Consider the following 12,782-nt stretch of genomic DNA (forward strand, 5'->3'; position numbering starts at 1 on the left):
GTCCTATGCGAGTGCATCCCGATTCTATCGGCAGCGAAAAGCGGATACACCAACGGCGGGTTTCCCCGCCGTTGGTGGTGAAGCAGTGACCGGTTGCCGGCCAGCGGCCGGCACTACCGCTTACTTGGCTTCAGCCTTGGCCAGCATGTCCTGAACCGAGGCGGTGGTGATCGGGTGATAGCCCGGCTTGGCCTTTTCGAAGGCCTGCTTGGCCAGTTCCAGACCCTTCGGGGTCTTCACCAGTTCGGCGTAGATCGGCAGGATCAGCTTGCGACGGCCGACGCGCTCGATGAATGCAGCCGCCCCTTCATTGGCCTGCTCGTAGCCGCTGCGGATGGCCAGCGGGTACCAGCGCATGGCGATCTCGCCATTGGGGGTGCCGGTGAAGTGGAAGGCCTTGTCCAACGTGGCCAGCTTGTCCAGCGGCTGGGTCGCACCGAGGCCGTCGATGAAGCGCACCCATTCCTGGGTGCTCCAGTCGGCGATGACTTGGCTGCTGGGCACGGTGCCGGCGCTGGCGAATGCGATGCGCGCGGTATCGACGCTGCTGAAGTTCCGCGACTGCGCCTTGGCCGCGAACGCCGGGATGCCCGGCTCGTCCAGCCACGCCTTCAGTTCGGCCTCGGTCACGGCTGACGGATTCTTCGGCAGCAGGTTCTTCTTCATGTACGCGACGAACTGGTCGGTGTTCGCGCTCTGGAAGGCGTGGTCATCGAACCAGCCCCGCAGGAACGGATCGAAGGTCTCGCGGCCGAAGCGCTGCTCCAGGAACTCCAGGAACCATGCACCCTTGACGTAGGCGACCTGGCTGAGCGCTTCGTCGGGATCACGCTCGTTCAGCGGCGGCAGCGCCAGTGCCTGGTCGGCCGGGCTCATGTCCTTCACTTCGGCCAGCAGGTCGGTCTGGTCGATCTGCTTCTCCATCTCGGCCATCTCCTTGCCGTACAGGGCTTCGGTGATGCGGCCCTGGACGTAGGTGGTGAAGCCTTCATTGAGCCAGATGTCCTTCCAGCTGGCGTTGGTCACCAGGTTGCCCGACCAGCTGTGCGCCAGCTCGTGGGCCACCAGCGAGACCAGCGACTTGTCGCCGACGATCACGGTCGGGGTAGCGAAGGTCAGGCGCGGGTTTTCCATGCCGCCGAACGGGAACGACGGCGGCAGCACCAGCATGTCGTAGCGGCCCCAGCGGTATTCGCCGTACAGCTTCTCGGCGGCACCGATCATCTTCTCGGTGTCCTCGAATTCCTTGGCGGCCTTGTTGACCATGGTCGGCTCGGCCCAGACGCCGGAGCGGCCGGAGATCGGCTCGAACACCAGGTCACCGGCGGCGATGGCCAGCAGGTAGGACGGAATCGGCTGCGGCATCTTGAAGGTGTAGTCACCGTCACGCGCGGCCTTCGGGTCGTTGTCGGCGCTCATCAGCACCATCACGTCCGGGCGCGAGACCACGTGCGCGCTGTAGGTGAAGCGCACGCTCGGGGTGTCCTGCAGCGGCACCCAGGAACGGGCGTGGATGGCCTGCGACTGGCTGAACATGAAGGGCAGCTTCTTGCCCTCGGTCATCGACGGTGCCAGCCACTGCAGGCCCGAGGCGGTCGGTGCGGTGTGGTAGGTCACTTCCACCTTGGCCGGCTGTTCCGGGGCCTCGATGGTCAGCTTGCTGCCGAACACCTTGTCAGCGGCGGCCAGCTCGAACTTCAGCGGGCTGCGCGCGCCATCGGCGGCGACGGCCTCGACCTTGGACACGGTCAGCTCGCGGGTGTCGAGCACCAGCTGCCTGGCGTCCTTCTGCTTCCATTCCAGGGTGTAGGTGGCGGTGCCGCCAATCTGCTTCTGGTCGAAGTCGAGCTTCAGATCCAGCGCGATGTCCTTGATGACGACCTTGTCCGGCTCGGCGTACGAGCTTTCGTCGTGGCTGCGGTTCTCGGCGTTCACGGGGGCGGCAGGGGCCTTTGCGGCAGTCGGGGCGGCGGCGGGCGCGGCCGCCTCCTGGGAGCAGCCGGCGGCCAGGGCCACGGCCAGCGGAAGGAGCATCAGCGGATTACGCATGAATCGGGACCGTTACGGGGATCAAACCCCAATGGTACCTCCCTCCGGCCCGGCAGGCGTTGCGCGGTGCGGGGTAATGGCAGGCAAGCCGATCCTGCGCCTCGGGCGCATGCCAACCAAGGTCGGCAGCTACCAGATCGGATCACCGCAGCGGGCGAGCACCAACCAAGGTTGGCACCCACCAGAGCGGGGCTTACAGCTTGTAGCCGGAGTGGATCGAAACGATGCCGCCGGTCAGGTTCTTGTAGTGGCAGCGCTCGAACCCGGCCTGTCCCATCATCGCCTTCAGTTCATCCTGCGGCGGGTGCTTGCGGATGCTCTCGGCCAGGTACTGGTAGCTGTCCGAGTCATTGGCGAACAGCTTGCCCAGCTTCGGCAGGATCTTGAACGAGTGGAAGTCGTAGATCGGCTTGAACCAGTCCGCGGTGACTTCGGAGAACTCCAGCACGCGGGCCTGGCCCCCGACCTTCAGCACGCGGTACATCTCGCGCAGGCCGGCGTCCTTGTCGGTCACGTTGCGCAGGCCGAAGGCGATGGTGACCAGGTCGAAGCTGTTGTCCGGGAACGGCAGGGCCTCGGCGTTGCACTGCACGTAGTCCAGGCCGAGCACCAGGCCGCGGTTGGTCAGGCGGTCACGGCCGACCGACAGCATGCCGGCGTTGATGTCGCCCAGCACCACCGAGCCCTCGGCGCCGACGCGCTCCTTCAGCAGGGCGGCGATGTCGCCGGTGCCGCCCGCCAGATCGAGCACGCGGTCGCCCGGCTTCACCTGCGCGGTGGCCACGTAGTAGCGCTTCCACGCCCGGTGCACGCCCAGGCTCATCAGGTCGTTCATCAGGTCGTAGTTGCGCGCGACCGAGGTGAACACCTGGCCGACCAGCTTCTGCTTGTCCTTGGCGGCGACGTCGCGGAACCCGAAATGGGTGGTACCGGCTTTGTAGGGGGATTCGCTCATGGCCCCGATTATCGCACCGCCGGGGGCCAGCGGCACCCCCTGCCCGTATCATGGCGGGCCACGACTTACCGGAGCCCCGCATGATCACCACGCCCGACTACCAGGCCCTGCTGCAGACCGCCATCGCCGAAGCCCGCCAGGGCCTGGCCGAGGGCGGCGTGCCGATCGGCGCAGCCCTGTACCACAACGACGGCCGCCTGCTTGGCTGCGGCCACAACCGCCGCGTGCAGGAAGGCGACCCGTCGGTGCACGGCGAGACCGATGCGTTCCGCAAGGCCGGCCGCCAGCGCCGTTACCAGGACACGATCATGGTCACCACCCTGGCACCGTGCTGGTACTGCTCTGGCCTGGTGCGCCAGTTCAACGTCGGCACCGTGGTGGTGGGCGAATCGCGCACCTTCCAGGGCGGCATCGACTGGTTGCGGGAAAATGGCGTCAACGTGATCGACCTGGACAGCCAGGAATGCGTGGACCTGCTGGGCGGCTTCATTGCGCAGCACCCGGAGATCTGGAATGAAGACATCGGTGAATGATCACCACGCAGTGTCCTGTTGAACCCGTTTAATGAACGCTTCAGTGCCGGCACGCCCTAGTGCCGGCAGCGTTTGCGGCCATTGCCGTGAACCAGTGCACAGTCAGCTGCGCAACGTGCACACGCTGCGATAACACCCCGCCCGGCTGCCGCGCCTAGGGTGGGGTTACCGGGACTTCTTTCCCCGGCGGAGCCAGCCATGTGCGCGCACGCCGTACGACCTGCACCAGACTCGATCCTCGACCCGATCCGCGAACGCCTGCAGCGGCAATATGCACTGCACCGGCGCGGCGCGTTGTTCTGGACCGCCTACCAGCGCATGCAACTGGAGCTGGTCCGTCGCCATCCGCTCGACCACGAGCGCCTGTGCAACGCGATGGCCACCCTGGCCGAAGATCTCGGTGCCGTCGAGCACGCGCAGTTGATTGGACATGCCAACGCCAGCTCCACATCGCGCTGACGCGGCATGCACCGCCACATACGCCACACTCCGATGAACCCCCACTCCCTTTCCACTCAACCGAACTGGATTGTCATGCACGCTGAAGTCCCCACCATTCCTCCGGTCATCAACGTTGACGCCGAGCTGGATCACTGGCGCCGCCAACATGCCGAAGGCGCACTGCCGCAGAACTCGTTCGGCTCGTACGTGCCGTGGATCAAGTTTGCCTGCGATTCGCTGATCACCCAGCCGCGCGCCAGCGAGGCCGAACGTGACGAGATGTTCCAGACCCAGTACGCCCTGCAGATCATGCCGCGACTGAGTGAAGCCCAGGCCCGCGAATTCGTCGACCGTTGCTGGCAGCACGTCTACCAGAGCAGTCCGGTGCGCAGCCTGCAGGCACCGCGGCTGCAGCGCATGCGCGCCTGACCGCCGCTGCACGGCGCCTGCACGGGCCACTGCCGATCATCCTCGTCACCTGAGTGGGACGACGACGATGAAAGTACGAAACCTGTTCAATACGATCGCCAAGAAGGCCGCGGCCGCCACCGGCTCGCCGTGGACCTTCCTGGCTGCAGTAGCGATCGTGGTGATCTGGGGCATCAGTGGCCCGGTGTTCGGTTTCAACGACACCTGGCAGCTGGTGATCAACACCGGCACCACCATCATCACCTTCCTGATGGTGTTCCTGATCCAGCACACGCAGAACGCGGACACCGCCGCGATGCAGATCAAGCTGGACGAGCTGATCCGGGCGACGGCCGAAGCCAACAACGAACTGTTGGATCTGGAAGAACTGGACGAAGCGCGCCTGGAAGAGATCCGCGCCGAGTACGAGCAGATGGCGCGCGAAGCCGGCGATGCGCTCGCGCGCGTTCGCGCCTGCCATGCAGCGCGGCGCGACGATGAAGCGGTGTAGCAGGTCCTGAAATGACAATGCCGGCCAGCGGCCGGCACTACCATCGATCATCAGGGTAGAGCCGGCCGCTGGCCGGCTGCCCTTCAGCTGCGCTCGTGCCAGCCACCGCCCATCACCTTGTACAGGGTGATGCGGTTGGCCTGCTGCGCCAGCTGCGCCTGCAGCTGGGTCTGTTGTGCGTTGTAGGCGGTACGCCGCGCATCAAGCAGGGTCACGAAGCTGTCCAGGCCCGCGTCGTAGCGCGCCTGCGACAGGCGGTTGGCCTGTTCGGCCGCTTCCACCAGGCGCTGCTGTGAACTCACCTGCTCGTCCAGGCTGACATTCAACGCCAGCGCATCGGCGGTTTCGCGGAAGCCCACCTGGATCGACTTCTCGTACTGCGCCAGAGCGATATCACGATCCGCGTTGGCGATGGCCAGGTTGGCGCGCAGCTTGCCGCCCTGGAAGATCGGCAGCGTGATCTTCGGCAGGAAGCTCCACACGCGCGTACCGCTGTCGAACAGGTTGGACAGTTCGCTCGAACCACTGCCGATGCTGCCGGTCAGCGAGATGCTCGGGAAGAACGCCGCGCGTGCCGCACCGATATTGGCGTTGGCCGCCAGCAGCTGGTGTTCGGCGGCCATGATGTCCGGGCGCTGCAGCAGCACGTCGCTGGGCAGGCCGGCCGGCGGCGGTGCCAGTGCAAGCAGCTGCGGCTCGATGCTGTCCGGCAGCAGCGCCGGATCCAGCTGGCCACCGGCCAGCAGCGCCAGCGCGTTGCGGTCCTGGGCCAGCTGGCCACGCAGGCGTGCGGCGTCCGTACGCGCGGTCTCGACCAGGGTACGGGTCTGGGTCAGCTCCAGCGCCGAACTGCCACCACGTTCGTGGCGGGCCTCGGCCAGGCGCAGCGAATCCTCGTAGGTCTTCAGCGTGGCATCGGCGATCTTCAGCCGCTGCGCATCGGCACCGTAGGTCAGCCATGCGGTGGCCGTCTCGGCCACCAGGCTCAACTGCGCGTTGCGGCGGTTGGCGGCCACCGCGAAGTACTGCTGCAGCGCAGCTTCACTGAGATTGCGCACGCGGCCGAACAGATCCAGCTCGAACTCGGCCACGCCGACACCGGCGGTGAACTGTTCGTTGACACCGGCGTCGGTGCCCTGGCGCTGCATCTGGCCGGTAACGGCCACGCCGGGCACGCGATCAGCGCGCTGCACACGGTACTGGCCGCGCGCGCGCTCAACGTTGAGCACGGCCACGCGCAGATCGCGGTTGTTCTGCAGCGACTGGTCGATCACCTGCTGCAGGCGCGCATCGGTGAAGAAGTCGCGCCAGCCGACGGCGGCGACATCGGCCACCTCGCCCTGCGCGGCCTCGGCCGGCCACTGCGCCGGGATCGCCGGGGCGACAGCGGTGTTCTTCGGCACCAGGGTGGAGCAGCCGGCGAGCGCGAGCACAGCGGCAATGGAAAGGAACAGGGATGCACTTTTCATGGGAATGACTTCCATCGGTACTGCCGGATGGCAGGAGGTCATGCCGGCCAGCGGCCGGCACTACCGTTTCGACAACGCCAGCCTGAGGCCGGCATGACCGTTTCAGGTCACGTCGTGGATTTGCGCTTGAACACGCGCTGCACCACCACGAAGAACAGCGGCACGAAGAACACACCGAGCACGGTGCCGACGATCATGCCGCCGAGCACGCCGGTGCCGATCGCCTGCTTGGCGCCGGAACCGGCACCGGTGGAGATCGCCAGCGGTACCACGCCCATGCCGAAGGCCAGCGAGGTCATCACGATCGGACGCAGGCGGTCGCGCACGGCATGCATGATCGATTCGATCAGGCCTGCGCCCTTCTCCAGGTTCTCCTTGGCGAACTCCACGATCAGGATCGCGTTCTTGCTGGTCAGGCCCACCGTGGTCAGCATCGCCACCTGGAAGTAGATATCGCGTTCCAGGCCCTTGAAGGTATTGGCCAGCACCGCGCCGAGGATGCCCAGCGGGGCCGCCAGCAGCACTGCGGTCGGCACGCTCCAGCTTTCGTACATCGCGGCCAGGCACAGGAATACGATCATCAGCGAGAGCGTGTACAGCAGTGGCGTCTGCGAGCCAGCCTGGCGCTCCTGGTACGACATCGCCGTCCATTCGATGCCGAAGCCCGCCGGCAGCTGCTTGGCCAGCTGTTCGATCTCGGCCATGGCATCACCGGAGGCGACACCCGGGGCCGGTTCGCCCTGGATTTCCATGGCCGACACACCGTTGTAGCGTTCCAGGCGCGGCGAACCGTAATCCCAGTGCTTGGTAGCGAAGGCACTGAACGGCACCATTTCACCCTTGTCGTTCTTCACGGACCAGAGATCGAAGTCCTCCGGCACCATGCGGAACGGCTGGTCGGCCTGCACGAACACACGCTTGACGCGGCCACGATCGACGAAGTCGTCGATGTACGAGCTGCCCCACGCGGCGGCCAGCGTGCCGTTGATCTGGTCGATTGACAGCCCCAGCGAGGTCGCCTTGGCCGCGTCGATGTCGATGCGGAACTGCGGCGTGTCCTCCTGGCCGTTCGGGCGCACGTTGGCCAGCTTCTTGCTGCCGGCGGCGAGGCCGAGCAGCTGGTTGCGCGCGGCCACCAGTGCCTCGTGGCCCTGGCCGCTGTTGTCCTTCAGGAAGAAGGTATAGCCCGAGGCAGTGCCCAGTTCCGGGATGGCCGGCGGCGGGAAGGCGAAGATGAAGGCATCCTTGATCTGGCCCAGGGCCGCCATCGCGCGTCCGGTGATCGGCATCACACCATTGTTGGCGTCACGCTCGCTCCAGTCCTTCAGCTTGACGAATGCCATGCCGGCGTTCTGGCCCATGCCGGCGAAGCTGAAGCCCTGCACCGAGAACACCGAGTCCACCGCATCCTTCTCGTTCTGCAGGAAGTGGTTTTCCAGCGCCGCGATCGATTCCAGCGTACGTTCCTGGGTGGCACCCACCGGGGCCTGCACCAGCGCCATCAACACGCCCTGGTCTTCGTTGGGCAGGAATGAGCTGGGCAGGCGCACGAACAACACGCCCATCAGCACGAACAGCGCCGCCACGATGCCCATGAAGCGCCACGGGCGATGGATGATGCCGCGCACGCCACGCTGGTAGCTTTCGCTGGTGCGGTCGAATCCACGGTTGAAGCCATTGAAGAAGCGACCGGCCAGGCCGCGGTGGGCGACGTGGTGCTCACCCTTCTTCAGCGGCTTGAGCATGGTCGCGCACAGCGCCGGGGTCAGCACGATCGCGACCAGCACCGACAATGCCATCGCCGAGACGATCGTGGCCGAGAACTGGCGGTAGATCACGCCGGTGGAGCCACTCATGAAGGCCATCGGCACGAACACCGCCGACAGCACCAGGCCGATGCCCACCAGCGCGCCGGTGATCTGGCCCATCGACTTGCGGGTCGCCTCGAGCGGCGACAGTCCTTCCTCGGACATGATGCGCTCGACGTTCTCCACCACCACGATGGCATCGTCCACCAGCAGGCCGATCGCAAGCACCATCGCGAACATGGTCAGCATGTTCACCGAGAAGCCGAGCATGGCCAGCACGCCGAAGGTACCCAGCAGTACCACCGGCACGGCGATGGTCGGGATCAGGGTGGCGCGGAAGTTCTGCAGGAACAGGTACATCACCACGAACACCAGCACGATCGCTTCGATCAGGGTCTGCACCACGCCCTTGATCGACACGCGCACGAACGGGGTGGTGTCGTACGGGACCTCCGCCTTCAGCCCGGCCGGGAAGAAGCTCTTCATGTCTTCCAGCGCGGCATTCACACCAGCAGCGGTATCCAGCGCGTTGGCGCCGGTGGCCAGGGTCACCGCCAGGCCGCTGGCCGGCTGGCCGTTGTAGCGGGTGACGAAGTCGTAGGACTCGGCACCCAGCTCGACGCGGGCGACATCCCCCAGGCGCAGCTCGGCACCGTCCTGCGCACCGCGCACGATGATGTTGCGGAACTGTTCCGGGGTCTGCAGGCGCGACTGCGCGTTGATGGTGGCGTTGAGCTGCTGGCCCTTGATCGACGGTGCACCGCCAAGCTGGCCGATGGCCACCTGCGCGTTCTGTGCCTTGATCGCTGCGGTCACTTCCGCAACCGACAGGCCATAGGTATGCAGCTTGTTCGGATCCAGCCAGATGCGCATGGCGTACTTGCCACCGAACACCTGGATGTTGCCCACGCCCGGCACGCGGCTCAGGCGATCGACGACATTGGAACCGACGTAGTCGGCGATGTCGTTGGCATCCATGCTGCCGTTCTCGGACACGAACGCGATGACGTTCAGGAAGCCCGAGCTGGACTTGGCCACGTTGATGCCCTGCCGCTGAACTTCCTGCGGCAGCAGCGGCATGGCCAGCTGCAGCTTGTTCTGCACCTGCACCTGGGCGATGTCCGGGTTGGTGCCGCTCTCGAAGGTCAGGGTGATGGTGGCCTGGCCGTTGGACGAGCTGTTGGAGGAGAAGTAGATCAGGCCATCAAGGCCCTTCATGTTCTGCTCGATGATCTGCGTCACCGAGTCCTCGACCACCTTGGCCGATGCACCCGGGTAGGTGGCGCTGATTTCCACCGCCGGCGGTGCGACGTTGGGGTACATCGAGACCGGCAGCTTGAACAGGGCCAGGCCGCCGGCGAGCATGATGATGATGGCGATCACCCACGCGAAGATGGGTCGATCGATGAAAAAGCGTGCCATGGGGTTCTCCGCTTACTTCGCGTCGCCGGCCGGGGCGGCAGGCTGGGCGGCCGCTGCCGGCTTGGCCGGAGCAGCGCCCTTCTCGGTGGCCTTGACCGGCATGCCGGGGCCGATCTTCTGCAGGCCTTCGACGATGACCTTGTCGCCGGCCTTCAGACCGTCCTCGACCAGCCACTTGTCGCCGACCGTGCGGCTGACCTTGACCGGGCGCACTTCGACCTTGTTGTCCTTGCCGACCACCATCGCGGTCGTGTCGCCCTTCGGATCGCGGGCGATGCCCTGCATCGGTACCAGCACCGCATCGCTGCGCACGCCGCCGCCGATCACAGCGCGCACGTAGGTGCCCGGCATCAGCAGGCCGTCCGGGTTGTCCACCTTCACGCGCAGGCCGAAGCTGCCGGTGGCTGGATCGACGCTCACTTCAGAGAACTCCAGCGTGCCCTTGTGCTCGAAGGTGCTGCCGTCTTCCATCAGGATGCTGACCGGCAGCGTCTGGTTGTCCTGCAGGCGGCCGGCAGCCAGTTCGCGGCGCAGCTGCAGCAGCTCGGCCGAGGACTGGGTCAGGTCGACGTAGATCGGGTCCAGCTGCTGCACGGTGGCCAGTGCATTGGCCTGGCCGGCGCTGACCAGCGCACCCTGGGTAACGCTGGACTTGCCGATGCGGCCGCTGATCGGCGCGGTGATGCGGGCATAGCCGAGGGTGACGTTGGCCGCGTCCAGCGAGGCCCTGGCGGCACCGACATCGGCCTCGGCCTGCTTCTGCGCGGCCACGGCGTTTTCCAGGTCCTGCTGGCTGACCGCGTCGACCTTGGCCAGCTCGGTGATGCGCTTGGCGCTCAGGCGCGCGGCGTTGGCCGTGGCTTCGGCGCGGGCCAGCTGGGCGCGGGCGCTGTTGGCCTGGGCGCGGTAGCTGGCGTCCTCGATCTGGTAGAGCGGCTCGCCGGCCTTGACCATGCCGCCTTCGGTGAACAGGCGCTTGGCAACGATGCCGTTGACCTGCGGGCGCACTTCGGCGACCAGGAAGGCGTTGGTACGGCCCGGCAGTTCGCGGGTCAGGCCCACGGTCTCGGACTTCAGCGTGACCACGGTGACGTCACCCGGGCCCTGCTCGGGGGCCTGGGGTTGGCCGCCGCAGGCAGCCACGGCTGCGGCGATGGCCAGCGACAGTGCAAAGGGTCGGATTCGGCTCAGCAACATGACGGAAAGGCTCTTGAAGGAAAGGATCTCAGCCGGCGCTGATACGGCGGACCCTTCGACCGGTAAAGGTGAAGACCGTGAGAACAGCGCCCACCCGGGTGGAGCGGGAGCCGGACCGGCCTGCCACGCACACGACGGGAATGATGGGAGCGAAATATACATACATGCTTGTTTGTTTGTAAACAGGTACAATTCAGCCACGTTTCACCCGCACTCGTACCTGCCCATGGCCCGCAAGACCAAAGAGGACACCCAGGCAACCCGGGAAGGCATCCTTGACGCCGCCGAAGCCTGCTTCCATGAACACGGCGTGGCCCGTACCACGCTGGAGATGATCGGCGCCCGCGCCGGCTATACCCGTGGCGCGGTCTACTGGCACTTCAAGAACAAGAGCGAGGTGCTGGCCGCGATCGTCGAACGGGTGCACCTGCCCTTCATGCAGGAACTGGAGCGCACCTCGACCGACCAGCGCGACACCCCCGTGCACGACCTGCGCGCGGTGATGATCCACTCCTTCATCGAGCTGTCCGAAGACGAGCGCCTGCGCAAGACCATGGAGATCATGCTGCGCAGCGATGCCTCGGCCGACACCAGGGTGCTGACCGAAATGCAGCAGGCCGGATTCCGCGATGCGCTGGACCGGATGGAGCGTGCCCTGCGCCGCGCCCGCGATCTGGGCCAGCTGCGCGAAGGCGCCGACCCCAAGATCGCCGCGCGCATGCTGCATGCCACCGTGCTGGGCGTGCTGCACGGGGCGATGGTCGAACCGGACCTGATGGACCTCAAGCGCGACGGCATGCTCGCACTGGACATGACCCTGGCCGCCTACGTGAAGGACGGCGTGTTCGTGCCGGGCACTGTGCCCGAGCCGCTGCCCGAAGCGTGAGTGGCGCTGCTGCCGCCACCGCCGCGCCCATCTGAGGACAGCCCCGTGATCCTGGACAACGTGGTGTGGGGCTTCATCGGCTGTGGCAGCGTCACCGAGAAGAAGAGCGGCCCCCCCCTGGCCAGCACACCCGGCTCACGGGTGGCAGCGGTCATGCGCCGCAATGCGGGATTGGCCGAGGATTATGCGCGGCGCCACGCGATTCCGCGCTGGTACGCGGACGCCGACGCACTCATCGCCGATCCGGAAGTGAACGCGGTCTACGTCGCAACGCCGCCCTCGACGCACATGCATTACGCGCTGCAGGCGATCGCCGCGGGCAAGCCGGTCTACATCGAAAAGCCGATGGCCATGGACCACGACGAGTGCCAGCGCATCATCGCGGCCAGCGCCCGCAGCGGCGTGCCCGTGTTCGTGGCCTACTACCGCCGTGCCCTGCCCCGCTTCGCACAGGTGAAGCAGCTGCTGGACAACGGCGCGATCGGAACGCCGCGCAGCGTGCGCGCCATCCTGCATCGGCCGCATTCGGCGAATGCCGCATCGCCCGACTTCTGGCGGACCAATCCGTCGATCGCCGGCGGCGGGCTGTTCGTCGATCTGGGCTCGCATACCCTGGACCTGCTCGACCATCTATTGGGGCCGCTGAGCGACGTGCGTGGCCTGGCCAGTTCGCTGACCGGCGCCTACGCCGCCGAGGACAGTGTCTCGATGTGCTTCCGTACCGGCAGCGGGGCGCACGGCATCGCGCAATGGAGCTTCTGCGCGTTCCGGCGCCAGGATGAGGTCGAGATCACCGGCGACCGCGGGCAGCTGCGCTTTGCCACCTTCGAGGACGTTCCAGTGGTTCTGGAGACCGAAGCGGGCATGCAGGCATTCGACGTCCCGAACCCGCCATCGGTCCAGCAGCCATTGATCGCCTCCCTCGTGGACGAGCTGCGCGGCAACGGCCGTTCGCCCTCGACCGGCATCAGCGCCGCCCGCACCAGTGCGGTGATCGACCAGGTGCTGCGGGACTACCGCACCCGGCAATCGCGCTGACCGCACAAGAAAATGGCCGCCCTGCGGCGGCCCTTTCTGTTGCAGCGGGCGGGGTCAGAGCCCTC

The 12,782-nt window shown here is 66.4% G+C and carries 11 protein-coding genes; 6 read left to right on the forward strand and 5 right to left on the reverse strand.

The window, feature by feature from the left end; all coding sequences use genetic code 11:
• Positions 1-120: 120 nt before the first annotated feature.
• Both AC5P9N_RS16770 and ubiE read right to left on the reverse strand, forming a co-directional pair.
• Positions 121-2,049 carry a M1 family metallopeptidase gene (locus AC5P9N_RS16770; protein WP_049404068.1) on the reverse strand — a complete coding sequence of 643 codons (1,929 nt, stop codon included), beginning with the start codon at positions 2,047-2,049 and terminating at the stop codon, positions 121-123.
• Positions 2,050-2,242: 193 nt separating this feature from the next.
• Positions 2,243-3,004: a bifunctional demethylmenaquinone methyltransferase/2-methoxy-6-polyprenyl-1,4-benzoquinol methylase UbiE gene (gene ubiE, locus AC5P9N_RS16775; RefSeq protein ID WP_005411082.1), complete on the reverse strand. Its 762-nt coding sequence runs from the start codon at positions 3,002-3,004 to the stop codon at positions 2,243-2,245.
• Between the two features lie 80 nt (positions 3,005-3,084).
• On the opposite strand from ubiE, the gene AC5P9N_RS16780 reads away from it, so the two are divergent.
• The 4 genes from AC5P9N_RS16780 (at position 3,085) to AC5P9N_RS16795 (ending at position 4,897) form a co-directional block, all read left to right on the forward strand.
• Positions 3,085-3,537 carry a nucleoside deaminase gene (locus AC5P9N_RS16780; RefSeq protein WP_099484351.1) on the forward strand — a complete coding sequence of 151 codons (453 nt, stop codon included), beginning with the start codon at positions 3,085-3,087 and terminating at the stop codon, positions 3,535-3,537.
• A 198-nt stretch (positions 3,538-3,735) separates the two neighbouring features.
• The gene (locus tag AC5P9N_RS16785) at positions 3,736-3,996 is read left to right on the forward strand and encodes a hypothetical protein (RefSeq protein WP_005414515.1); all 261 of its coding nucleotides are present in this window, start codon (positions 3,736-3,738) and stop codon (positions 3,994-3,996) included.
• Between the two features lie 75 nt (positions 3,997-4,071).
• Positions 4,072-4,407, forward strand: coding sequence for a hypothetical protein (locus AC5P9N_RS16790; protein WP_049461452.1), 336 nt, complete (start codon positions 4,072-4,074; stop codon positions 4,405-4,407).
• Positions 4,408-4,474: 67 nt separating this feature from the next.
• Positions 4,475-4,897, forward strand: coding sequence for a low affinity iron permease family protein (locus AC5P9N_RS16795; RefSeq protein ID WP_005411086.1), 423 nt, complete (start codon positions 4,475-4,477; stop codon positions 4,895-4,897).
• A gap of 83 nt (positions 4,898-4,980) precedes the next feature.
• On the opposite strand, the gene smeF is transcribed toward AC5P9N_RS16795, so the two are convergent.
• From smeF to smeD, 3 genes are all read right to left on the reverse strand, one after another.
• Positions 4,981-6,381 carry a multidrug efflux RND transporter outer membrane subunit SmeF gene (gene smeF / locus AC5P9N_RS16800; protein ID WP_012481298.1) on the reverse strand — a complete coding sequence of 467 codons (1,401 nt, stop codon included), beginning with the start codon at positions 6,379-6,381 and terminating at the stop codon, positions 4,981-4,983.
• A 92-nt stretch (positions 6,382-6,473) separates the two neighbouring features.
• On the reverse strand, positions 6,474-9,596 hold the full coding sequence (gene smeE / locus AC5P9N_RS16805) for a multidrug efflux RND transporter permease subunit SmeE (protein WP_005411088.1): 3,123 nt from the start codon (positions 9,594-9,596) through the stop codon (positions 6,474-6,476).
• 12 nt (positions 9,597-9,608) lie between these two features.
• Complete coding sequence (smeD, locus tag AC5P9N_RS16810; protein WP_005411089.1) at positions 9,609-10,793, reverse strand: multidrug efflux RND transporter periplasmic adaptor subunit SmeD; 1,185 nt, start codon at positions 10,791-10,793, stop codon at positions 9,609-9,611.
• A gap of 226 nt (positions 10,794-11,019) precedes the next feature.
• On the opposite strand from smeD, the gene smeT reads away from it, so the two are divergent.
• Positions 11,020-11,679, forward strand: a complete 660-nt coding sequence (gene smeT / locus AC5P9N_RS16815; protein ID WP_005411090.1) for an efflux transporter SmeDEF transcriptional repressor SmeT — start codon at positions 11,020-11,022, stop codon at positions 11,677-11,679.
• A 45-nt stretch (positions 11,680-11,724) separates the two neighbouring features.
• The gene (locus AC5P9N_RS16820) at positions 11,725-12,717 is read left to right on the forward strand and encodes a Gfo/Idh/MocA family protein (protein ID WP_099484354.1); all 993 of its coding nucleotides are present in this window, start codon (positions 11,725-11,727) and stop codon (positions 12,715-12,717) included.
• Positions 12,718-12,782: the final 65 nt, after the last annotated feature.

This window comes from Stenotrophomonas sp. YJH_SMC_6, from assembly GCF_059371335.1.